At 43.7% G+C, this 21,600-nt stretch carries 22 protein-coding genes; 10 read left to right on the forward strand and 12 right to left on the reverse strand.

What is annotated here, in order from left to right; genetic code table 11:
* Positions 1-60 precede the first annotated feature (60 nt).
* Complete coding sequence (dnaX, locus tag H9629_RS04415) at positions 61-2,193, forward strand: DNA polymerase III subunit gamma/tau (protein WP_191730592.1); 2,133 nt, start codon at positions 61-63, stop codon at positions 2,191-2,193.
* A gap of 8 nt (positions 2,194-2,201) precedes the next feature.
* Here dnaX and H9629_RS04420 read toward each other — a convergent pair whose 3' ends face one another.
* Together H9629_RS04420 and H9629_RS04425 are read right to left on the reverse strand one after the other, a co-directional pair.
* Entirely contained in the window at positions 2,202-2,636 is a 435-nt protein-coding gene (locus H9629_RS04420; RefSeq protein ID WP_191730593.1) for an acyl-CoA thioesterase, read from the reverse strand.
* 43 nt (positions 2,637-2,679) lie between these two features.
* The gene (locus H9629_RS04425) at positions 2,680-3,840 is read right to left on the reverse strand and encodes an iron-containing alcohol dehydrogenase (protein WP_191730594.1); all 1,161 of its coding nucleotides are present in this window, start codon (positions 3,838-3,840) and stop codon (positions 2,680-2,682) included.
* Positions 3,841-3,960: 120 nt separating this feature from the next.
* Between H9629_RS04425 and H9629_RS04430 the strand changes: the two genes are divergently transcribed.
* Genes H9629_RS04430 through H9629_RS04445 form a run of 4 tightly spaced genes read left to right on the forward strand, consistent with a single transcriptional unit; the run spans position 3,961 to position 7,695 of the window.
* Entirely contained in the window at positions 3,961-4,467 is a 507-nt protein-coding gene (locus H9629_RS04430; RefSeq protein ID WP_191730595.1) for a low molecular weight protein-tyrosine-phosphatase, read from the forward strand.
* Between the two features lie 3 nt (positions 4,468-4,470).
* Entirely contained in the window at positions 4,471-5,511 is a 1,041-nt protein-coding gene (gene murB / locus H9629_RS04435) for a UDP-N-acetylmuramate dehydrogenase (protein WP_180001132.1), read from the forward strand.
* 1 nt (position 5,512) lies between these two features.
* Positions 5,513-6,652, forward strand: a complete 1,140-nt coding sequence (locus H9629_RS04440) for a YdcF family protein (RefSeq protein ID WP_159138318.1) — start codon at positions 5,513-5,515, stop codon at positions 6,650-6,652.
* Entirely contained in the window at positions 6,652-7,695 is a 1,044-nt protein-coding gene (locus tag H9629_RS04445) for an alpha/beta hydrolase (protein ID WP_064096527.1), read from the forward strand. The genes H9629_RS04440 and H9629_RS04445 overlap by 1 nt, the downstream gene beginning before the upstream one ends.
* An 85-nt stretch (positions 7,696-7,780) precedes the next feature.
* Here H9629_RS04445 and H9629_RS04450 read toward each other — a convergent pair whose 3' ends face one another.
* On the reverse strand, positions 7,781-9,451 hold the full coding sequence (locus H9629_RS04450) for an FMN-binding glutamate synthase family protein (protein ID WP_159138317.1): 1,671 nt from the start codon (positions 9,449-9,451) through the stop codon (positions 7,781-7,783).
* Between the two features lie 499 nt (positions 9,452-9,950).
* A complete protein-coding gene (locus tag H9629_RS04455; protein WP_064096525.1) occupies positions 9,951-10,958 on the reverse strand; it encodes a helix-turn-helix transcriptional regulator in 1,008 nt (335 codons plus the stop codon).
* 238 nt (positions 10,959-11,196) lie between these two features.
* Between H9629_RS04455 and H9629_RS04460 the strand changes: the two genes are divergently transcribed.
* The 5 genes from H9629_RS04460 to H9629_RS04480 all read left to right on the forward strand — a co-directional run bounded on the left by H9629_RS04460 (position 11,197) and on the right by H9629_RS04480 (position 15,417).
* Positions 11,197-12,756 (forward strand): circularly permuted type 2 ATP-grasp protein, encoded by a 1,560-nt coding sequence (locus H9629_RS04460; RefSeq protein ID WP_064102694.1) that lies wholly within the window; start codon positions 11,197-11,199, stop codon positions 12,754-12,756.
* A 23-nt stretch (positions 12,757-12,779) separates the two neighbouring features.
* Positions 12,780-13,382: an alpha-E domain-containing protein gene (locus H9629_RS04465; protein ID WP_064096523.1), complete on the forward strand. Its 603-nt coding sequence runs from the start codon at positions 12,780-12,782 to the stop codon at positions 13,380-13,382.
* A complete protein-coding gene (locus H9629_RS04470; protein WP_064096522.1) occupies positions 13,379-14,158 on the forward strand; it encodes a transglutaminase family protein in 780 nt (259 codons plus the stop codon). Before H9629_RS04465 ends, H9629_RS04470 begins: the two co-directional genes overlap by 4 nt.
* A 13-nt stretch (positions 14,159-14,171) precedes the next feature.
* Positions 14,172-14,906, forward strand: coding sequence for a proteasome-type protease (locus H9629_RS04475; protein ID WP_064096521.1), 735 nt, complete (start codon positions 14,172-14,174; stop codon positions 14,904-14,906).
* A 79-nt stretch (positions 14,907-14,985) separates the two neighbouring features.
* On the forward strand, positions 14,986-15,417 hold the full coding sequence (locus H9629_RS04480) for a BLUF domain-containing protein (RefSeq protein ID WP_064096520.1): 432 nt from the start codon (positions 14,986-14,988) through the stop codon (positions 15,415-15,417).
* 45 nt (positions 15,418-15,462) lie between these two features.
* Here the strand turns inward: H9629_RS04480 and alr are convergent, their stop codons facing one another.
* The 8 genes from alr to cyoC form a co-directional block, all read right to left on the reverse strand.
* A complete protein-coding gene (gene alr, locus H9629_RS04485; protein WP_064102693.1) occupies positions 15,463-16,533 on the reverse strand; it encodes an alanine racemase in 1,071 nt (356 codons plus the stop codon).
* 49 nt (positions 16,534-16,582) lie between these two features.
* A complete protein-coding gene (gene dnaB / locus H9629_RS04490) occupies positions 16,583-18,025 on the reverse strand; it encodes a replicative DNA helicase (protein WP_064096518.1) in 1,443 nt (480 codons plus the stop codon).
* 215 nt (positions 18,026-18,240) lie between these two features.
* Positions 18,241-18,687, reverse strand: coding sequence for a 50S ribosomal protein L9 (gene rplI / locus H9629_RS04495; RefSeq protein WP_064096517.1), 447 nt, complete (start codon positions 18,685-18,687; stop codon positions 18,241-18,243).
* Between the two features lie 9 nt (positions 18,688-18,696).
* Entirely contained in the window at positions 18,697-18,924 is a 228-nt protein-coding gene (rpsR, locus tag H9629_RS04500) for a 30S ribosomal protein S18 (RefSeq protein ID WP_004278792.1), read from the reverse strand.
* Positions 18,925-18,936: 12 nt separating this feature from the next.
* Positions 18,937-19,323 carry a 30S ribosomal protein S6 gene (gene rpsF / locus H9629_RS04505; protein WP_004278789.1) on the reverse strand — a complete coding sequence of 129 codons (387 nt, stop codon included), beginning with the start codon at positions 19,321-19,323 and terminating at the stop codon, positions 18,937-18,939.
* A 439-nt stretch (positions 19,324-19,762) separates the two neighbouring features.
* Complete coding sequence (cyoE, locus tag H9629_RS04510; protein WP_064096516.1) at positions 19,763-20,641, reverse strand: heme o synthase; 879 nt, start codon at positions 20,639-20,641, stop codon at positions 19,763-19,765.
* 10 nt (positions 20,642-20,651) lie between these two features.
* Positions 20,652-20,978: a cytochrome o ubiquinol oxidase subunit IV gene (locus tag H9629_RS04515; RefSeq protein ID WP_064096515.1), complete on the reverse strand. Its 327-nt coding sequence runs from the start codon at positions 20,976-20,978 to the stop codon at positions 20,652-20,654.
* A complete protein-coding gene (gene cyoC, locus H9629_RS04520) occupies positions 20,978-21,598 on the reverse strand; it encodes a cytochrome o ubiquinol oxidase subunit III (protein WP_004278786.1) in 621 nt (206 codons plus the stop codon). Before cyoC ends, H9629_RS04515 begins: the two co-directional genes overlap by 1 nt.
* Positions 21,599-21,600: the final 2 nt, after the last annotated feature.

Raw genomic sequence — 21,600 nt, forward strand, 5'->3', positions numbered from 1 at the left:
GCATTCATTTCACTATTTCATAAAAAAACAGTATGCTTAGACCTGTAAAAAGGAGCATACATGTATCAAGTACTTGCGCGAAAATACCGTCCTCGTAATTTCAATGAATTGGTGGGTCAAAACCACGTTTCTCGTGCTTTAACCAGCGCGCTCGAACGTGGCCGTTTGCATCATGCTTATTTGTTTACGGGAACGCGTGGTGTCGGAAAAACCACGATTGCACGTATTTTGGCGAAGTGCTTGAACTGCGAGACAGGTATTACCTCGACCCCATGTGAAGTCTGTGCGACCTGTACCGCAGTCAATGAAGGTCGTTTTATTGACCTGATTGAAATTGATGCGGCGTCACGCACCAAGGTGGAAGATACCCGCGAGCTGCTCGACAATGTTCCTTATGCACCGACTCAAGGACGCTTCAAGGTCTACCTGATCGATGAAGTGCACATGCTGTCCACGCATTCTTTCAATGCGCTGTTAAAGACGCTGGAAGAACCGCCGGAACACGTCAAATTCCTGTTCGCAACTACCGATCCGCAAAAACTACCGATTACCGTAATTTCTCGCTGTCTGCAATTTACCTTGCGCCCATTGGCAGTCGATGAAATTACCGAACATCTGGGCCATATTCTTAGCAAAGAAAGCATTCAGTCTGATCAGGATGCCATCTGGCAGATTGCTGAATCTGCGCAAGGTTCATTACGTGATGCCTTGTCGTTGACCGATCAGGCGATTGCCTATGGTCAGGGAGCGATTCAGCATCAGGATGTTAAAGACATGCTGGGACTGATTGACCGTACCATTATTTATGATCTGATTCTGGCGATTCACCAGAATCAGAAAGCGCGAGTCAGTCAGTTATTGCTACAGTTCCGTCAGCAAGCTTTGGATGTGTCACTGGTGCTCGACCAGCTGATTTCAACCCTACATGAACTGGCTTTATTGCAGTATCTGCCAGATCTGAGCCTGAAATACAGTGCTGAGATCAATCGAAAGATCATGCAATTATCCGGTCTGATTTCTGCTCAGGACCTGCAACTGTATTATCAGATTGCCTGTAAGGGTCGTGCCGATTTACAGCTTGCAGTTACGCAGGAACAAGGCTTTGAAATGACGGTGCTACGCTTACTGGCTTTCCGTCCATTACAACCAAGTGAAATTCCGGTGATGCAGGATACTGCACCGCAACAGGCAACAACCCATACAACACGCCTACAGCAACCTGTTCAGACACAACTTCAATCTGAATCAGTAGAAACACAATCGTTGGAGGCAGAACCGGTATTTGATGATTTCTCTCTGGACGATGGGACGGATGAGGAGATTGATATCACATCAGTGTCTGAGCCTTCTTCGGATGATTTTCTCGATGAAGAAGAGCCAATCAGCATCAATGCACCTGAACCTGTCCAGCCTATAGTAACTCAAACAGTGATTGAAGAAGTGCGGTCTAGTGATCAAATTGTTTTTGATCCAAATGACGACAAAGGCTTATTTGGTTTTGATGAAATCGAGAATACTCCAGCAGCACCGGCTACTAGCAACAGTCCGGATGATTTTCTGCTTGAAGAGTTTATTCCTGCAGATGCCGTCATTCCTAGTGAGCCACCACAAAACAGTATGTCTGCTGATGAGGAATTTAGTCTTGCTGCACCGGAAATAGAGCTTTCACAGGAAACAACCGATCAGCCTGCTCTTAAAAATATAGCTCCGGTTCAGCCAGTCGCACAGACAGCTTTGCCGGAAGACATTTCCCAAGATGTAAATATGCAGAATCTGATGCCACAGGATATTTTGAAGATACCTGAGCAAACCTTAGAAGGCGAGTGGAGCGTAGAAAAATGGGAATACTGGTTCCGTAACAGCCAGCTTTCTCCGGCAGTACAGGAACTGGCACAGTATGGCATCATGACTGGCCAGATGAATGGCGAATCCGTTTTTCATATTCCTGAACAGTACCAGCAATTGTTAACCCAGTTGCAACATCATCTGGAAGCAGCTTTGCAACAGCAATGGCCGCAAACTAACTTCCAAGTGAAATTTGAGAATGTGGAACAGTTAACGCCGTATAGCATGCAGCATCAGCGTAAGGCACGTGCTTTTAAACGTGCCGAAGAATTGTTACATGCTGAACCGGCCGTACGTGATCTGTTACAGCAGTTCGATGGTGAACTGCAAAATATTCAGCTGAAATAGGCTGGATTTTAAGTCACAACAAATCGAGATAAAGCATCCCGCATTTCAACTGGAATCGGGGTGCTTTTTCGTGTCTCACGATCGACAAATACATGGACAAAATTGCCTTGTGCAGCGGCTGTATCTGAGTTGCGTTTAAAAATAGCCAGATCATAGCTGAGCGATGAGCTTCCCATGCTTTCAATGGCCACGCCCACTTCAATAATTTCCGGATAAGACAGTTCCTGATTAAACTGACAGTTGGAGCTGACGACCAGTCCAATCATGGGTGAATATTTTGGGTCAAAAGCAGCTTCCTGAATCAGCAGGGCATTGGCGGCGGTATCAAAATAACTGTAATAAGTGACATTGTTGACATGGCCATACAGATCATTGTCTGCCCATCGGGTTTGAATGGGCAGGAAAAAAGTATAGTGTTCGCGCTGTTTGATCGTGGCTTTCATTATTATTAATTCCTCAGCTATTCAGGCTTAGGTAGAAATTGGTCTAGGCATAGATCGCCTGATAAATCTGATAAGCATCCTCCACCTTGAGTTCACGTGGATTATTCTGCAACAGCCGGCTTTGTTGCATTGCATCTTCTGCCATGACCTGCAGCATATGTTCTGGAACATTCAACTGATTTAGTTTTAGAGTTAAACCGCTTTGCATCAGATGATTATTAAAATGATCAATAAATAGATCGGTCAGGCCCTCATGACAACCTTTACTGCGGGGATCCAGCCAGGTCATTAATTCCGCATAGAGCTGTTTAGCCGCTGGGGCATTAAACTTTAATACTTCAGTTAGAACCAGCGCATTGCTATGCCCGTGTGACAGGTGAAAATGGCCACCAAGCGGATAAGCCAGCGCATGTACGGCAGCGACCGGTGCGTTGGCAAAGGCTTGTCCAGCCAGCATGGAACCGACCAGCATATTTTGACGCGCATCTAAATCATATCCGTCTTGCAGTACGTGCGGCAGATTGGCATTCAGCAATCTTAAAGCCTGTTTGGCCAACATATCCGAATAAGGGTTTTTCTTGTGTTTTGAGGTATAGGCTTCAATGGCATGCACCATGGCATCAATGCCGGTGGCGGCAGTGATCTGTGCCGGAAGATTTTGGGTAAAGGTTGCATCCAGAATGGCAACATCTGCATAGAGAATGGGCGCGACAATGCCAGTTTTGGTGGTTTCACCTGTGGTGACAATCGAAATCGGCGTCACTTCTGAACCTGTTCCAGCCGTGGTCGGTACCAGAATTAAAGCTAAACGCGGTCCGGTAGCATTATCAACGCCATACAGATCTGACAGCGTCTGATGCTGTTCAGGATGCGCCAAAATTGCAATGAGTTTGGCCACATCCATCGAGCTGCCACCACCAAAGCCCAGCACCACATCAATATTTTCCTGTTTTGCAAAAGCCGCCGCTTCAAGCACCACTGTATCGGGAGGATCGGCCTGAACATCCGAATAAATCACGTACTCCAGCCCGACAGCTTCAATAATATCCAGAATCGGCAGATGTAATTGCTGCTTCAGCATGCCGGGATCGGTCACCAACAGTAGACGTTGATAACGGCCATTTTTTAGGATTTTAAACAATTCCTGAATCGTGCCTAGTCCGGCAATGATATTGGGGACGGTTTGAAACTGAAAACGATTCATGGCGATATCCTTAATATTTTTATTGCAAATACGAGATTATTCTATGGTTGTAAGATAGGAATCAGTATATAAATAACTTAACATAAGAATCCTTAAAATAAAGTAGCTCTGAGGTTGTTTATGTCATCCAGAACGCCATACAAGGTGTTATGTGTTTGTTTGGGGAATATTTGCCGTTCTCCCACGGCAGAAGTGGTACTCAGACATTATTGTGATGAACAGCAACTGAATATCGTGGTCGATTCTGCTGGAACCAGTAATTATCATCCCGGCAAGGCTCCGGACTTGCGTAGCCAAAAGCACGCGCTGAAACGTGGTTACGATCTTTCTGGCTTGCGGGCGCGTCAGCTGACTCCGCATGATTTTATTGATTATGATCTGATTCTGGCGATGGATCTGGAGAATTTATCCAATATCCAGAACATACAGGGTCTGGCAGAAACTCAGTTTGGTCATGTACGTGCACGCGTGGCACTGATGAGTGAGCATGACCAGATCTATCCGAAACAGGCTTTACCCGATCCCTATTATGGCGAAGCGGATGGCTTTGAGCGGGTGCTTGATCAGTGTGAGTCCAGCAGCCAGGCCTGGATTGAGATTTTTAAACAGAATTTAAACAAGGTTTAAGCAATGCAGATTCAAACCCAGGTTCAACTTAAACCTTTTAATACCTTAAATTTAGAAGCAGTTGCTGCATACTATGCCCATATTCAGTCCACCACTGATCTGATGGCTGCACTGGATTTTGCGGAACAGCAGCAACTCAATGTGCTGATCCTGTCAGGCGGCAGCAATATGTTGTTGCCGGAGCAGATTGATGCACTGGTTCTGCATATGGATATTCATGGCATTGAAATACTGGATGCTGATGATCAGACGCAGCGCTTACGTGTAGGCGGTGGTCAAGGCTGGCATGACTTCGTGCTCTGGACTACCGCACAAGGTCTGTATGGTTTACAAAATCTGGCTCTGATTCCTGGACGTGTCGGTGCTTCGCCAGTACAGAATATTGGCGCTTATGGCGTTGAAGTCGGCGAGTTTATTGATTCCGTCGAGGTCTATGACCGTCAGCTGAAACATTTTGCTTCGATTCAGGCAGCCGATTGCCAATTTGCCTATCGGCATAGTATTTTTAAAGATGATCCAAATCGTTATGTGATTACCCATGTGACTTTTAGCTTGCTTAAACAGCCAGATTTGAAACTGAATTACGGTGATCTGAAGACTGCGGTTGGTGATCAACTCACAGCAGAAAACCTGCAACAACAGGTCATCCAGATTCGCCAGAGTAAATTGCCTGATCCGCAAGAATTCCCTAACGTGGGCAGCTTCTTTAAAAATCCTGTGGTTGATCAGGTGGTCTTTGACCAAATTGCTGCATCTTTCCCGAATTTACCCCATTACCACCAAGCCAATGCGCAAGTTAAACTTGCAGCAGGCTGGTTAATTGATCAGGCTGGCTGGAAAGGCAAACAGTTGGGCCCTGTCGGCATGTTTCATAAACAGGCATTGGTCTTGGTGAATTATGGTCAAGCCTCTCTCACCGATGTACGTAAAACTTATCGTGCGGTACAGCAAGCGGTTTGGGATAAATTCCAGCTGATGCTGGAACCTGAACCTGTATTGTTCGATAAAAATGGTCTGATCCGCTCTCATCAGGAAGAGGAATAACATGAAGAACACCCATTGGATGGTACGTTTTCTACAAATTGTCACTGGACTGTTTGTACTATGCGGCTGTCTGCTGGTGTTTATTTATACGCCTTTTTACTCAAAAATCATCGTAAAGGGTTTAAATCACTTTGCATCAGTAGAACTCAATGAAGTTGCGGCTCAAAGCCAGAAAATGGCTGCACTCAGCGAACATGAAAATCTGGAACCTGGGTCTGACTTGTGGATTGCCCGACAGGCATATTTAAAGGTCATGGAACAGGATATTCAGCAAAATAACTCGGCTAATCTGCTTCTGATTCAGGCGCGTTATAAAGCGCTACAGAAGGTGATTGAAGACTTTCAGCGCGAGCAGCAAGATCAAAAATTAGAGCAAAGTCCATCTGCCCAGGTACCGTTATTGCCCTCACAGGAAGATGCAGAACCAGTCGATCCGGCAGCGAATGTCCGGGAATTACTGGAGTGGGATAGGAGTGAAAACAAGGAACGCATTGAGCAATATATGGAGTTTCTGACGACACATCCACTTGAGCAGAGGGAGGCTAGTTCAGTACAGGAAACTAATGGCGAAGAAATCCGGCAGGATTTGGCTTTACTACAAGATCAGCAGCAGGTTAAACCAGCGAATCGCTCTCAGCCTTATGCCATTGTGGTACTGGGTGGTGGGTTAACTCTGGATGAGCAACGCAAAGAAATTGTCGTCAATAATTATACGCGACTACGACTGGAAACCACGCTGGCAGTAGAGAAACATTACCAGTTACCGATTGTCCTGAGTGGGGTCGAAGCACCCTATATGCAGCGCTGGCTGAAAAATCACGGAGTCGATGCAAAATTACTGGAAGATCGCAGTATGAATACCTGTGAAAATACCCGTTTCAGTTCATTATTATTACAAAAGAAAGGTGGAGCACCTACAGTGATTCTGATTACTGATCGTTATCATATGCCGCGTACCCGCCGTTTATTTGCTTTAAATGGTATACAAACTATTCCGGTAGAAGCACCGATGCCAACGCCTTTGACCCGCTGGCGTCCAAGTGCACAAAATTATGATCATAGTCGCCGTGCCAATTATGAAATGTTGGCGACCATGCGCGATGTCTGGTTTGGATCCAGTGACTGTCGGGAGGTGCCATAATGTCTGATATCCCATTTTTAAATCCCGCCGTTCTGAAACAGCTGGATTTACCTATTCCTAGTCGGGACATTACCCCACAGCTTTTGCCACCTTTGAACCTGAATCGTAGTGATCAACCGCCAATTGATTTGCAGTCCTATCGAAAACTTTATGGTTTTGATTTGCTGGACTGCAAACACTGGCAGGGCTATGTGCAGATGCCATTATTCAGGCTGCATGTACAGGTGTTTGAGCCCAATCTGGAAAATACCCGCTTTGACAAGATTCAGGGAACCGCTTTTCTGTTGCATGGTTATCTGGAACATAGTGGTATTTATCAGCCGATTGTAAAAGAGCTGCTGGAGCAGGGTTTTAGTGTGTTGACCTATGATCTGCCTGGACATGGTCTGAGTGATGGTTCATCTGCCAGCATTCAGAATTTTGATCACTATCAGCAGGTTTTGCATGCAGTACAACGTTATGTACAGCACGCCTCCCAATTACCTAAACCTTGGGTGGGAATCGGGCAAAGTACCGGCGGTGCGATCTGGATGCATCATTTACTGGAATTTGCACAGCGTCGCGAAAATCCTTTTGTGGAACGGGTTCTGCTGTTATCACCATTGATTCGCCCTGCCAAAACTGCCTGGTGGCATAATTCGGTGGGGCTGGGCATTATTAGCCGCATCAAACGTGAAGTTCCCCGACATTTCAGACGTAATAATCATAATCCGGAGTTTCTCCGTTTTATCCGGCTTAAAGATCCATTACAACCGCGGATGATGGGCATGGACTGGATTCTGGCGATGTCGCGCTGGATGCTGGAAATGGAAGCGCGACCTGCTTGCCGTATTCCGGTCTGGCTGGCGCAGGGTGCACAGGATCAGACTGTGGACTGGCGCTACAATATTGAATTTATCCGGCGTAAATTCCGGCTTCAGACCTTATTGATGCTGGAAGAAGGTTCACATCAGTTAATCAACGAGCGTGCAGACATTCGTGCTGCATTGACAGGCTTGATTCCGGCCTTTCTACATGCCCATGGCAGTAAAACTTATTATTAATTTATTGTTAATAGAGTGAAGATTAAACATTCAAGTAAAAAAAAGGCGTTTTTTAGAACGCCTTTTTATTTCTAACTTTGTTGATTTAAAATTGTTCTAATTTGGCCAAATTCCACATCCGGAAGTAGAAGTTTTCATCATCCTTATTTTCACAAGACAATAATTCTCCCTCTTTCAACCAAAAATGAATCTGTGCAAAGTTTTTTATTTCGTGACTATTCACACGTTGCGCCAGATGATGCGCCTTAATGGCTGAAGGGTGTTTTAAACCTGCGGAAGCGATCAGTTCAGACAGGGCATGCAAGGTGTTTTTATGAAAATGAAAGACACGTTCTGCCTTGGTTGGTACATGTAGTGCTTTTTGGCGATCTTTGTCCTGGGTGGTGACTCCAACCGGACATTGATTGGTGTGACAGCTTTGTGCCTGAATACAGCCCACTGCAAACATAAAACCACGGGCGGAATTCACCCAATCCGCCCCAATGGCAAGCGTGCTTGCAATATCGAATGCACTAATAATTTTACCACTTGCACCAATTTTGATCTTATCTCTCAATCCTGCACCAACAAGGGTATTATGTATAAACAGTAAACCTTCTCGTAATGGTGCGCCGACATAGTCAATTAGCTCAATTGGTGCAGCACCGGTTCCACCTTCAGATCCATCGACCACGATAAAATCCGGGTAAATCTGGGTATGTAACATGGCTTTTACAATACTCATAAATTGCCAAGGCTGACCCAGACACAGCTTAAAACCGACTGGTTTTCCGTTGGAAAGTTCACGTAATTGTTGAATGAAATTCATCATTTCAATTGGGGTGCTAAATGCCGGATGGCTAGAAGGTGAAACGCAGTCATGATCACGGCTGATACCCCGGATTTGTGCGATTTCTTCCGATATTTTACTTTTAGGTAAAATGCCACCATGTCCAGGCTTTGCGCCTTGCGAAAGTTTGATTTCAATCATCTTGACTTGGGGTAATTTGGCCTGAGCAGCAAAACGTTCCGGGTCGAACTGTCCGTCTAAAGTACGGCAGCCAAAATATCCACTGCCAATTTCCCAGACCAGATCACCGCCATATTCCAGGTGATAGGGACTGATACTGCCTTCGCCTGTATCATGAAAAAAATCACCTTTTTGAGCGCCGAGATTAAGTGCACGTATCGCATTGGCACTCATGCTGCCAAAGCTCATGGCTGAAATATTTAAAATAGACGCTGAAAATGGCTGTGTACATTGCTCATTCCCAATCAGGATACGAAAAGTCTGCGGATCGGCAACTTTACAGGGGGTGATAGAGTGACTGACAAAGCGGTAATTATCTTCATAAACATTCAATATCGAGCCGAAAGGTTTATCTGAGTTTTCGTTTTTCGCCCGCTGGTACACCAGACTGCGTTGCATGCGGGAAAAAGGCAGTGCATCGCGGTCGGCTTCAATAAAATACTGACGAATCTCTGGCCGGAATTCTTCAAAGATAAAGCGGAAATGTCCCATAATTGGGTAATTTTTCAGAATAGAATGCTTATTTTGCAGTACATCATACAAACCCAATAGGCTGAGGAGAATACTCAGAATCCACAGGGTATTCACCAAAGTTTGCGGCATGAAATAATAGATATAACGCGGCGAATAACCGATATGGAATGTGGTAAAAATCACTGCTATCAGAATGCAGGCAAACCAGACCGAATGGCGGGAAAAAAACGTATTAAGCAGTTTATGACGTACTAATTGCGCAGGGTTAGCCATTGTAAAATTAAGTCCCTATTTCGACTTCTACAGGGCTTTATGATGTGCAGAGCCCGTTATCTTATACAAGCAGAGAATTGTTATTCAATTTTATAAACTTGCCGAAAACCCTACCAAGCGATGCAATGATTCCACAGCGATTGCTGATAAACATTACTGAAAAATTCCTATAGAAAAAATCTGCATAAGATAGATATTCTCTTTATTTCACAAGATGGAGAGATAATTTTATAGTTGGTTTATCCACTATTATATAGGAGCTTGATCCCATGACCAAAAAGTCCATTCGCTTTAATACTGCTGAACTGGCTTGCTCATGTCTCAGTTATTTTTAAATATCGAACTTTTATCCAACCTGAATTCCGGGGTACCAAAGAGAGGCAGGTGGGCACAGCGACAGATCACCACAATAATTACAAAAATATAAGCATAATTCTCCAGTCCCCAATTTGGGGGCTTTTTTATTTTTAATTCTTATAAAATCTCGATGAAACCCTAGCTAAGGATTCCCCTCATCCCGTTGATTGACTGCATCCGCCACAATACTCGGTTCAATATGTTTAATCTTTTTACCAAAGCTACGCAGCCACCAGACCAGTTGTGAGGTGAATGGCACGGTGGCTGTGATTAATGCCATACCCTTATCTATTTTTTCAATTTTCTGGTCTTTGCTAAGCTGGCTTTCTTCCAGATAATGTGCATCTGCTTCCGACATGGTTAATTTAAGCGTGACGTTCTCTGTAGGCTGATTGAAATCCACCCGGAAACCCAGTGCACCAGAATCAATATATTCATCAATGTCAAAATTCACCGGATGCAAGGCACGTGAATTCAGTACTACGGCAGATTTAAAGCGATGCAGGGCAAAAGTCTGGATATCGGACTTGTCATGACGGGTACATATTAAATAGATAATGGAACCTTTTTGCACCAAAGCCAGAGGATTGAGAATATAGGTTTTTTCTTCGCTGTTATGAACACGTCCCTGATACACACATTCCAGTTGTTTGTCCTGTAACAGACCTTCATACACGGCTTGTTGAGCCGCTTTATCGACGACAGGTGGAATCAGCGGCTGGGTAGCTGGAACAATACGCACGCGATTAATCCATTGCCGGACATTGTTCTGGGAGGAAAGACTGCGTCGCGCCAGATCAAACCAGGGATTCATTTCTTCGATCAGGCTCGGTGGCAGCAGGTGTTTTAAATGTTCTTCGACCATCATAAAGGTGACGGCTTGCGAGCTGGTCATATGCGGCAAACTTTGCAGTGGCGCATCTGAGCGCCAACGCCAGCCTTGTGGTGTGGTCTTACTACTTTCAATTGGAAAGCGTTGCGCAATCTGGTTCAGGTCACGCTGAATGGTACGCAGACTGATATCGATACCTTCGCGATTCAGGATTTCCTGTAATTCACGTGTTCCCATCCATTTGCCGGTAGAAAGACGCGACAAGATTTGCCATTGGCGATACAGGCTGTTCGAGGTTTCTTTTTCTTGTGCTGACATAGTGTATTTTACTGGCAATAAAAGACGGGATTTAAACTTAGATTAACACAATAAGAAAACTCACATTTTTTCGCAAGTCCTTAAACGCAACAATTGTCCTACAAACTAAAAACAACTTGGCAAGAAATAGCATTGAGTTTAAATGGTATTTCCTAGATTAATGATAGGCGGAATATAGATGCGCTGGCATAGATATTGCTTTGATTAAATTAGAATAGATGATAATACGAGGGTTTGTATGCTTAAAGGAAATCAGGATACAAATGTGATTGAAACGATTGATAAATTTACTTCTCCGAATCTTGGGAAGAATTTTATAGACACTAAAACCCCAACGGTATCTACAACAACCAATCCACAACTTTTATTGCAGCAACTGTCTTCAAAGTTTTTTAATGAAATGCAGGATGAGCATGTGCTGTCCAGTCAGGCCGGCCAAAGACTGGAAGAATGGTTATCTCAACATACTCTTGATGAACTTAATACACTTAATCAGGTTGCAAAAGAACATTTTTTACATCACGGTATTACTTTTACGGTTTATGGGGAGGAAGAAGGCGTAGAGCGAACGATTCCCTTTGATATCATTCCGAGAGTCATTGACCGGAAACAGTGGAATATGGTGGCTTTAGGTTCGGCCCAACGTGTACGGGCACTAAATCTATTCCTGCATGATATTTATCATCAACAAGATATTTTAAGAGCCAATATTATTCCTGAACTGCAGATTTTGACCCATGAGGCCTATCAGCCACACATGTATCAACATAGCTTGAAAGGCGGGATTTATAGCCAGATCAGCGGTATAGATCTGATCCGTGATTCCAAAGGCGAGTTTTATGTTCTGGAAGATAATCTCAGAACGCCATCGGGTGTAGCTTATATGCTGGAATGCCGCAAGATCAGTGAAAAGCTGATGCCGAAAGTATTCGAACAGTCCAAGATTGCTGCAATTGAGCAATATCCACAATTATTAAAAGAAATTTTGATAGAAAATGCCTATGTCGATAAGCCATTTGTTGTGGTACTGACGCCAGGACGTTTCAATAGTGCATACTACGAGCATGCAGTTCTTGCAATAGAGATGGATGTACCATTGGTAACATCACGTGATCTTTTTGTTGATGACTCGAAGGTTTATGTAAAAACTATACGTGGTCGCCAACGAGTCGATGTTATTTATAGACGTGTCGATGACGCTTTTCTCGATCCATTATGCTTTAAACCGGATAGCACCTTGGGTGTAGCTGGCTTGATGTCAGCTTATTTGCAAAATAATGTCGTGATTGCAAATGCTCCAGGAACTGGTGTGGCAGATGACAAATCAGTTTATCCATATGTCGACAAAATGATTCATTTTTATTTGGGCGAACAGCCAATTCTGAAGAATGTTCCGACTTATCAATGTCGTAATTCACAAGAACTGGACTATGTCATGGCTCATATGGATCAGCTGGTGGTGAAAGAAGCACAAGGTTCTGGTGGCTATGGCATGCTCATTGGCCCACAGGCATCTAAACAGCAAATTGAAGATTTTAGGGAGAAAATTTTAGCTGCGCCACATTTATATATTGCGCAGCCAACTTTGGACTTATCGGTTAGTCCTACTTTAACCAATTTTGGTATTGCTGAACGTCATATCGACTTACGCCCATTTGTACTGAGTTCACCTTATCGTACTGAAATCGTACAGGGTGGCTTGACACGTGTAGCGATGCAGCCTGGCTCATTGGTAGTAAATTCATCACAGGGCGGCGGTATTAAAGATACCTGGGTAGTCGACAATTTACATTCATAAGATTCCAAAGAAGGAAAAATGTCATGGTTTTGCTAAATAGCAATGCAAAACATATTTTTTGGTTAGGGCGCTATTTAGCCCGCACACATTTTTTATGTGCCCGCTTTCCATTTTTAGAAGATGAGGCGGCTTTAACTTATGCACACGCTTTTTGTTTACCTGCCTTCGATGCCAGCTCCTTAAATGAGCTGCTACTTGATCCTACTCAACTGGCATCTTTTAGCCAGCAGTTGGGAATTGCTAAAGATAATATTCAGGAGTTGCGCGGAGTATTGTCGGCATCAGGCTATGCGGAAATGATGAAACTGATCAAAACTGCAGACAAAAATGCCGGTTATATTTGTGAAGTAGTGAATGAATGTGAAGATATTCTGGAAGCGGAGTCTTCCGATATCTTTCTGTTTTTTAGTTTAGGCCAATGTCTAGAACAGCTTGATCATCATTTGCGTCTGGGTGAGGAAACTGGTACTACACTGGGTAAAATTGATTATATCGTCAAAATTTTGGTGGAAATGGGCTGGGGCGATCTGGAACAGTACTGGGAACAGTTGCGTGCAGAGCCAAACCGGATTGAATTCTATCAGTTTAGCGACCATATTCATCAACTGTTTGAGGCAGATGTATGAAATTGATGGTGAATCACCAAACCCATTATATGTATACGGCCGAGGTGAGGAACAGTATTCAGTACATCAAAATGATGCCTTCGAATAATGCGCATCAGCGGGTACATTCGTGGGATATCAGCGTGCCGGGTTATAAACAGATACGAAAAGATGCATTCCAAAATTTGTGGATGACCTGTAACCAGCGCGAGCCGTACTATTCCTTAACCATTATGGCACAGGGGATTGTCGAGCTGAATCCTGCACATCAGAGTGGGCTGAATGATTCAATTAATCCCAATCTTTTTTTACAGCCGACCGAATCGACCCAGTGTAATGCAGCAATGAAGGATTTTGCACAACGTCATGTCCCTGTATTAAGCCGTCAGCATCTGATTGGACTGGCGCAGGCATTGCTGGAGCATGTACCTTATATTTCCAACAGCACTTCTGTACAAGGCACAGCAATAAATGCTTTTGAGTCCAGACAGGGGGTTTGTCAGGATCATAGCCATATTTTTATTGCCATGTGTAAATATCTGGGTTTACCTGCCCGGTATGTGTCTGGTTATTTATATGCACAAAATGCCTCGCATCTGGCCAGTCACGCTTGGGCAGAGGTGTTTGTAGACCAGACATGGTATTGTTTTGATGTCAGTAATCTGCTGTTCACTCCGAGTTCGCATGTTTATGTGGCGATTGGACGAGATTATTGGGATGTGGCACCGGTACGCGGTGTAAGAGAGATGGGCGGTGTGGAATCCATGCTTTCCAGCGTTCAGGTGCTAGGATGTTAATAAGGACGAACTAATGACGTATTGTTGTGCATTGCGTTTAGAGCAAGGTATGCTATTTATCAGTGATACCCGGACCAATGCCGGAGTAGATCACATCTCTATATTTCGAAAGCTATACACCTTCGGAGTTCCTGGGGAACGTATGATCGTGATACAGGCATCCGGCAATCTGGCAACCACCCAAGCCGTGATCGGACATATCAAAAATCAGCTTGAACTGAAGCAGGAACCTAATATATTGAGCCTGCATACCATGTTTGATGTCGCGGAACTGGTGGGAAGCATGCTGAAAAAAGTAATTGCCAACGTCACGAGCGATATTTCGGAACAGAGTAATTATTATTGTAATCTGCTGGTGGGTGGACAACTCAAAGACCAAGATATGCAGCTTTATCATGTTTATCCGCAGGGAAATTTTATCTGTGCGACACGCGATACACCATATTTCCAGATTGGCGAAAGCAAATATGGCAAGCCCATCCTGGATCGCGCGCTGACTTATGATATGCCGCTGGATGAAGCCTTGCGCTGTTCCCTGATTTCATTTGCATCTACCTTGCGCTCTAATGTTTCAGTTGGTATGCCGCTCGATGTACTGGTCTATAAAAAAGACAGTCTGATGATGCCGAGAGGTAAGCGTATTGCTGAAGATGATGAGTATTTCACGGCAATCAGCCGGCAATGGTCGGAAACCTTGAAAAAAGGACTGGCAGAACTTCCGGTTCCATCTAATGAGTATTTCTTGTAAAAATCTATCCTAGGTCCGGTTTTTCACGTACAGTGTTAACTTCTATGCATCAGGCATAATAAAAAAGAGAAGTTAGTACATGTACCAATTTTGTTACGCCAGTAAAAGTACTTCTCCCAAAACTGATTTGCTTGAAGATTTAGCGAATATTTTGAAAGAGGCTCGTGATTTTAATTACCAGCATCAAGTTACAGGTGTACTGTATTTTGCTGATGGTTGTTTTTTTCAATGTCTGGAAGGTGAGTGTCTTACTTTAAAAAGTCTGCTGGTCGAGAGGCTGAATAAAGATCCGCGCCATCAGGACATTAAACTATTTGAAACCAAGGAAATTGAATATCCGAGTTTCCCGGACTGGTCGATGAAATATATTTCTAAACGCAGTCAAATCCAGCAATTCTGTCAGGACATGGGATTTAATGACTTTAACCCTTTTGCATTTCAGCAAAGTCATGTTGATGCTCTATTGCTGCAATTATGTGTAGAGCAAGGTGAAGAACAAAAGTCAGCCTAAATAAAGCCCAACACTGGTTGGGCTTTTTTGGATCTTTAGATTAAATCAGATTACTTTACGTCGTGCCCGATTGCTTAATCGACATAATAGTTCATAACCAATCGTACCATTGGCTGTCGCTACATCATCCACCAGACGGGTTTCCCCCCAAAGTTCGACTTCTGTACCTAATTGCACTTCTAATCCTGTGACATCAATAGCGATCATATCCATCGCTACGCGGCCAATCACGCGAGTTTGCTGACGATTGATTGCGACATAGTTCTGTTTGGGGAAAGCACGAGGATAGCCATCACCATAGCCAATTGAAACAATGGCCAAAGTCATGTCCTGATCTGCGGTGAACGTCGAACCATAACCGACATGCTCACCCGCTTGAATATCATTCAAGGCAATAATTTCAGCTGTAAAGGTCATAACCGGTTTTAAATCCAGGTCATGTACATCACGGTCTGCAAAGGGCGTCGCACCATAGAGCATAATCCCGGGACGGACATAGTCAAAATGCAATTCTGGATATTTATAGATTGCAGCCGAGTTACAGCATGAACCCATGAGTGGTGCACAGTCATTTTTCACTTCAAGGAACTGCTGGATTTGCTGTTCATTCAATGGATGATCGGCATCTGCATTGGCAAAGTGCATGGCAAGTACACAAGTAAAGCCTTCAGCTTTCAACTGATTGATCACGGTTTTAATCACATCAATTTTAAAGCCTAGACGGTTCATGCCGCTGTTCAGTTTGACCCAGACTTTTAGGCCTTTGGCGATATAGGTCTCTTTATGAGCCAGTAACCAGTCGAGTTGGGCCTGATGATGTACCACAACTTCAATATTCTGATCGATTACAAGCTGCATTTCATCGGCTGAAAAAATACCTTCGATGAGCGTGATCGGCTGTAAATAGCCCAATTCACGAATTTCCAAGGCTTCTTGCAGGCAGGCGACACCAAAGGCATCGGTTTCGCTTAAGGCTGCTAAGCAGTCTTTAACTCCGTGTCCATAAGCATTGGCTTTCACCATGCTGACGATTTTCGCGGTTGGGGCAAGTTGTTTGACACGGTTTAAATTATATTGCAGCGCAGCGCTGTCAATATAAACTGTAGCTTGACGCACCCTAAATTACTCCTAGAGGGACGATGGAAATGTGATGACGAGAGCCTGATTACTCTTCATCATCATACTGAGCATAGAACTCAGGCGAGAGATTACTAAAGCGGGTATATTGACCTTCGAATGCCAGACGCACGGTACCAATCGGGCCGTTACGCTGTTTGCCGATAATGATTTCAGCGGTGCCAGCTTCCTTTGATTCTTTGTTATAAACCTCATCACGGTAAATAAACATGATCAAGTCGGCATCCTGCTCGATCGCACCGGATTCACGCAAGTCGGACATCACCGGGCGTTTGTTTGGCCGGTTCTCCAGCGATCGGTTGAGCTGCGACAAGGCAATTACCGGACACTGCATTTCCTTCGCCAAGGCTTTTAAGCTTCGGGAAATTTCCGAGATTTCGCCAACACGGTTATCACCCATGCCAGGGACTTTCATCAGCTGCAGGTAATCGACCATGATACAGCCTAGTTTTCCGCCATGCATTTTGGCAATACGACGCGCACGGGCACGTAATTCTGTCGGTGGAAGCGCAGAAGAATCATCGATATACAGATTTTTTTCTTGTAAATGCACAATGGTACTGGTGACTTTTGACCATTCATCACTGTCCATTTTACCAGAACGTAAATGTCCCTGATGCACGCGACCAAATGAAGAAATCAAACGCATGGCGATCGAGTCGGCTGGCATCTCCATTGAATAGACCAGAGCAGGCAGGTTGTTATTGAATAAAACACTTTCGACCAGATTCATGGCAAAGGTGGTTTTACCCATGGAAGGACGCGCCGCGACAATAATTAAATCACCAGATTGCATGCCGGAAGTTTTGTTATCCAGTTCCACAAAACCAGTAGTTAAACCGGTAATGCTGCCTTCCATTTGTGACAGTTCATTTAATTTATCAAATACGTCCGCAACCACCGAGTTGATCGGCTTAGGGCCTTGCGCTTTGGCATTGTTATTATGCTGTTCGGCAATCGAGAAAATATTCGTCTCAGCCAGATCCAGAATTTCACTTACTGTGCGGCCTTTGGTGTCATAGGCATTTTGTAAAATTTCAGAGCTGACTTTAATCATGCTGCGCAGGGTAGCAAACTCTTTAATTTTCCCAGCATAAGTTTCCAGGTTATAGAAACTCGAGGGTGAATCTGCCATCAGTTGCATCAAATACTCTTCGCCACCAATGGCATCGAGCAAGTTCTGTTTGATTAGCCAGTCATGTACCAGAACCGCATCATAAGGTGAGTTTTCTTTAGAGAGCTGTTCAATGGCGCGGAAAATATATTTATGTCGGGTAGCATAAAAATCATTTTCGGTCAGTACATCACCGACCTGTTCAAAAGATTCAGCCACAGTCATAAGGGCAGCAAGTACAGCCTGTTCAATTGCTAAATTGTGGGGCGGGGTACGGAACTCCTTGAGATTGCTATTTTCAGTAACAATTTCCGGTTTAGTAATAGGTACCTTTTTGCTGGCATTCGCCTGTGACATATAAATCCCTGATTTTAAATACAATGGTAAAATATCGTCGGAGATGAATAGCGTTTATTCACTACGAGATGAAATGATACGCGCTCTGATCAAAAATGCGAAGTGCAATTTTTTAGAAACACGAATGATAAAATGAATTGGGCAGTATTGACTAGATTATATTTTTTAGAAATAAAAAAGAGCATGCGAAAGCATGCTCTTTTTGAGGCGAGAAATTACTCAGCTACGATAGTAACCAGAACTTCTGCAATAACATCATGGTGCAATTGGATTGCGATGTTAAATTCGCCAGTGTGACGAAGTGCGCCATTTGGAAGACGTACTTCAGCACGGTCTACTTCTAGACCAGCATTTGTCAACGCGTCAGCGATGTCACGAGTACCGATAGAACCGAATAGTTTACCTTCGTCGCCCGCTTTCGCAGTAATAACGATGTTCACTTCGTTCAATTGGTCAGCACGTGCTTGAGCAGCAGCTAAAACATCAGCTTCAGCTTTCTCAAGTTCAGCACGACGAGCTTCAAAAGCAGCAGTATTTGATTCTGTTGCAGCAACTGCCATACCTTGTGGGATAAGGAAGTTACGGCCGTAACCAGCTTTAACTGAAACTTTATCGCCTAGTTTACCTAGGTTTTTAATGCGTTGTAATAAGATAATATCCACAGCTCAACCTCACTTATGATTGTCAGTGTAAGGGATCAAAGACAAGTAGCGAGCTTGTTTGATAGCTAGCGCTAATTGACGTTGGTAACGAGCTTTAGTACCTGTAATACGGCTAGGAACAATCTTGCCGTTTTCAGTGATGTACTGTTTTAAAGTGTCGATATCTTTGTAGTCGATGTACGTAACGTTCTCAGCTGTAAAGCGGCAGAACTTGCGACGACGGTAAAAACGTGCCATGTTATGTTCTCCTTAAGCTTCAGCAGAGTCTTGAGCGTGTTGTGCTTCTTCACGTTGAGCTTTACGCGCACGTTTTTCTTCAGCACTTTTAGCCAATAGTGACTCTTCAGTGATAGCGTTTTCACGACGGATGATAAGGCTACGAATGATTGCGTCGTTATAACGGAATAATTCTTCAAGCTCATCAAGAGTAGTTTGACCACACTCAACATTCATAAGAATGTAGTGAGCTTTGTGGATCTTGTTGATTGGGTAAGCCAATTGACGACGGCCCCAGTCTTCAAGACGGTGGATTTGACCTTCAGCTTCTTTGATGTGAGTTAGGTAGCGTTCTACCATACCAACTACTTGATCGCTTTGATCAGGGTGTACTAAAAGTACGATTTCGTAATGACGCATTGTCAGCTCCTTACGGTTTGGACAGCCCCAATTTAAGTAAATTGAAGCAAGGAGTCACAACCAAAGTTGTGTCGCAGTGTTTGCGAAGGGGGAATTGTAGTGATCTTTAAGGATAATTTCAACCAAATAAGAGATTTTTGCGAAATTATCTCTATAACCAGACCGATTATCACAACCTTATTTTGGCTTTAACCAAATTTGGACTGGTTAAATTCAGCACATGTATTGTTGCGAAGATCAAGCTGGACTTATCAGGTTAAAAATCTAGAAAAACTGAATAATCGGAGTCTGGAGCCAGAAAGATTGAATTTTTTTAAGCGATCAGGAAGATCGAGGTTTAGCTTTATAAAGCCGAATTTTTGATGCTGCTCTACAACTATTGGAAGCAGGGGATTAAGAGAAATCAAAATAAAAAAGATAGAGACTAACTCTATCCTTTTTAAAAAAACACAATCTGTATAGATGGCGCAGTGGAGGTAAAACTAAAGATAATACTGATGACAGTAATCAGGATCACCGAGAACAAGAAATATTTCTTTGCCCAAAGTTGATCATTTTCAGCTTTAAATCCAATCACACCCAGATACAGCCAGTATATACACAGTAAATTTAGAACCACTGCATAAAGCCAGTTGGCATAACCAAAGACAAATAACGCATTCATGATCAGTGTGAATAAAAACACGTAAACCAGTGATTCAACCTTGGTACGATGAATCGAACGCGCTACAGGCAAAATCGGAATACCTGCATTTTTGTAATCATCAAAGCGGTAAATCGCAATCGCCCATGAGTGAGGCATTTGCCATAATGCATAACCTAAAAAGATCAGTAATGCACCTAAATCAAATTGATTGGCTACTGCGGTATAACCAATGACAGGCGGAGCTGCACCAGAAATACTACCTACAACAGTTTGATGAATTGTGGTTCGTTTTGTCCATAGGCTGTAAAAACCGACATATACGACAAAACCAATCACCGCGAATAAGAAAGCGTACGCATTTACCCAGAACCATAAAAGACTAAAACCAATAATGCCTAATACCAGGGCAAAGGCCAGGGCAACAGGTACAGAGATGGCTTTGGTGACGAGAGCACGATTTTTTGTGCGCTGCATTTTTTGGTCGATGTCCTGGTCAATCACGTTGTTGACCACACATCCTGATGCTACGACAAGCGTAGTACCGAGCAAGGTAATAAGCAGGAGAAGGAAATCTACAGAACCTTGAGTGGCTACAAAGTAGCCACCCAAAGTGGTAACAAAGTTACCGAAGAGAATTCCTGGCTTAGTCAGGAATAAATACTTTTTCAGCATGACGATCAGTTTAGATCATCATGTTGTAGTGTAGGTAGTTCATGATCCATACAGAACCTACTAGAAGAATAGCAATGGTTAAGATGGTATACACAAACGCAATTACGTTCCAGCGTTGCTCTGAAGAAGAGTTCATATGCAGGAAATAAATTAACTGCACAAGAATCTGAGCAACCGCAGTAATCGCAATGACGGTAATCAAAGTACCACGGCCAAAACCGCCTGCCATCACCATACCGAATGGAATTACGGTAAGGATGATAGAAAGGATGAAGCCAACAGTATATTGCTTAACGTTACCGTGTGATTCGCCAGCAGCGTTATGATCGTGACTCATTACAGAACTCCCATCAAGTAAACTACGCTGAATACACAGATCCAAACGATGTCAAGGAAGTGCCAGAACAAGCTTAGGCAAGCTAGACGACGCGTGTTTGCAAGAGTCAAACCATATTTCTTGATTTGAACCATAAGCACGATCATCCAGACCAGACCAGAAGTTACGTGAATACCGTGCGTACCTACCAAAGTAAAGAACGCAGATAAGAACGCACTTGTGCTTGGACCGTGACCCGCATGAACTAGGTGATTGAATTCATATAGTTCCATGCCGATGAAGATAGCACCGAATACCCAAGTAATCGCTAACCAAGTCAGTACTTTTGCAACGTCTTTTTTGTATGCAGCAAGAACTGCAAAACCAAAGGTTACAGAAGAGATCAAGAGGGCGAAGGTTTCAGTAAGAACGAAACCTAAAGAGTCGCCAAACAGGTCTCTCGCACTTGGAGTACCCACAGGGATGTGGCTACTCAAAACAGCGAACGCAATGAAGAGTGTACCGAACAGGACAAGGTCACTCATCAAGTAAGTCCAGAAACCAAAGACAGTGATGTCAGTATCATCGTGATGATGATGCTCATCATGTCCGTGGTTATCGTGATGAAGTACTTCAGCCATTG

Source organism: Acinetobacter pecorum, assembly GCF_014837015.1.
GTDB classification, from domain to species: Bacteria; Pseudomonadota; Gammaproteobacteria; order Pseudomonadales; family Moraxellaceae; genus Acinetobacter; species Acinetobacter pecorum.

Coding starts and splice junctions, on each gene's coding strand:
- H9629_RS04480 (WP_064096520.1), top strand. CDS start 14,986: ATGTACCAATTTTGTTACGCCAGTAAAAGTACTTCTCCCAAAACTGAT.
- H9629_RS04445 (WP_064096527.1), top strand. CDS start 6,652: ATGTCTGATATCCCATTTTTAAATCCCGCCGTTCTGAAACAGCTGGAT.
- rpsR (WP_004278792.1), bottom strand. CDS start 18,924: ATGGCACGTTTTTACCGTCGTCGCAAGTTCTGCCGCTTTACAGCTGAG.
- H9629_RS04515 (WP_064096515.1), bottom strand. CDS start 20,978: ATGAGTCACGATCATAACGCTGCTGGCGAATCACACGGTAACGTTAAG.
- H9629_RS04440 (WP_159138318.1), top strand. CDS start 5,513: ATGAAGAACACCCATTGGATGGTACGTTTTCTACAAATTGTCACTGGA.
- H9629_RS04475 (WP_064096521.1), top strand. CDS start 14,172: ATGACGTATTGTTGTGCATTGCGTTTAGAGCAAGGTATGCTATTTATC.
- cyoE (WP_064096516.1), bottom strand. CDS start 20,641: ATGCTGAAAAAGTATTTATTCCTGACTAAGCCAGGAATTCTCTTCGGT.
- H9629_RS04450 (WP_159138317.1), bottom strand. CDS start 9,451: ATGGCTAACCCTGCGCAATTAGTACGTCATAAACTGCTTAATACGTTT.
- H9629_RS04465 (WP_064096523.1), top strand. CDS start 12,780: ATGGTTTTGCTAAATAGCAATGCAAAACATATTTTTTGGTTAGGGCGC.
- rpsF (WP_004278789.1), bottom strand. CDS start 19,323: ATGCGTCATTACGAAATCGTACTTTTAGTACACCCTGATCAAAGCGAT.
- H9629_RS04455 (WP_064096525.1), bottom strand. CDS start 10,958: ATGTCAGCACAAGAAAAAGAAACCTCGAACAGCCTGTATCGCCAATGG.
- H9629_RS04420 (WP_191730593.1), bottom strand. CDS start 2,636: ATGAAAGCCACGATCAAACAGCGCGAACACTATACTTTTTTCCTGCCC.
- dnaB (WP_064096518.1), bottom strand. CDS start 18,025: ATGTCACAGGCGAATGCCAGCAAAAAGGTACCTATTACTAAACCGGAA.
- H9629_RS04430 (WP_191730595.1), top strand. CDS start 3,961: ATGTCATCCAGAACGCCATACAAGGTGTTATGTGTTTGTTTGGGGAAT.
- murB (WP_180001132.1), top strand. CDS start 4,471: ATGCAGATTCAAACCCAGGTTCAACTTAAACCTTTTAATACCTTAAAT.
- cyoC (WP_004278786.1), bottom strand. CDS start 21,598: ATGGCTGAAGTACTTCATCACGATAACCACGGACATGATGAGCATCAT.
- H9629_RS04470 (WP_064096522.1), top strand. CDS start 13,379: ATGAAATTGATGGTGAATCACCAAACCCATTATATGTATACGGCCGAG.
- H9629_RS04425 (WP_191730594.1), bottom strand. CDS start 3,840: ATGAATCGTTTTCAGTTTCAAACCGTCCCCAATATCATTGCCGGACTA.
- dnaX (WP_191730592.1), top strand. CDS start 61: ATGTATCAAGTACTTGCGCGAAAATACCGTCCTCGTAATTTCAATGAA.
- H9629_RS04460 (WP_064102694.1), top strand. CDS start 11,197: ATGCTTAAAGGAAATCAGGATACAAATGTGATTGAAACGATTGATAAA.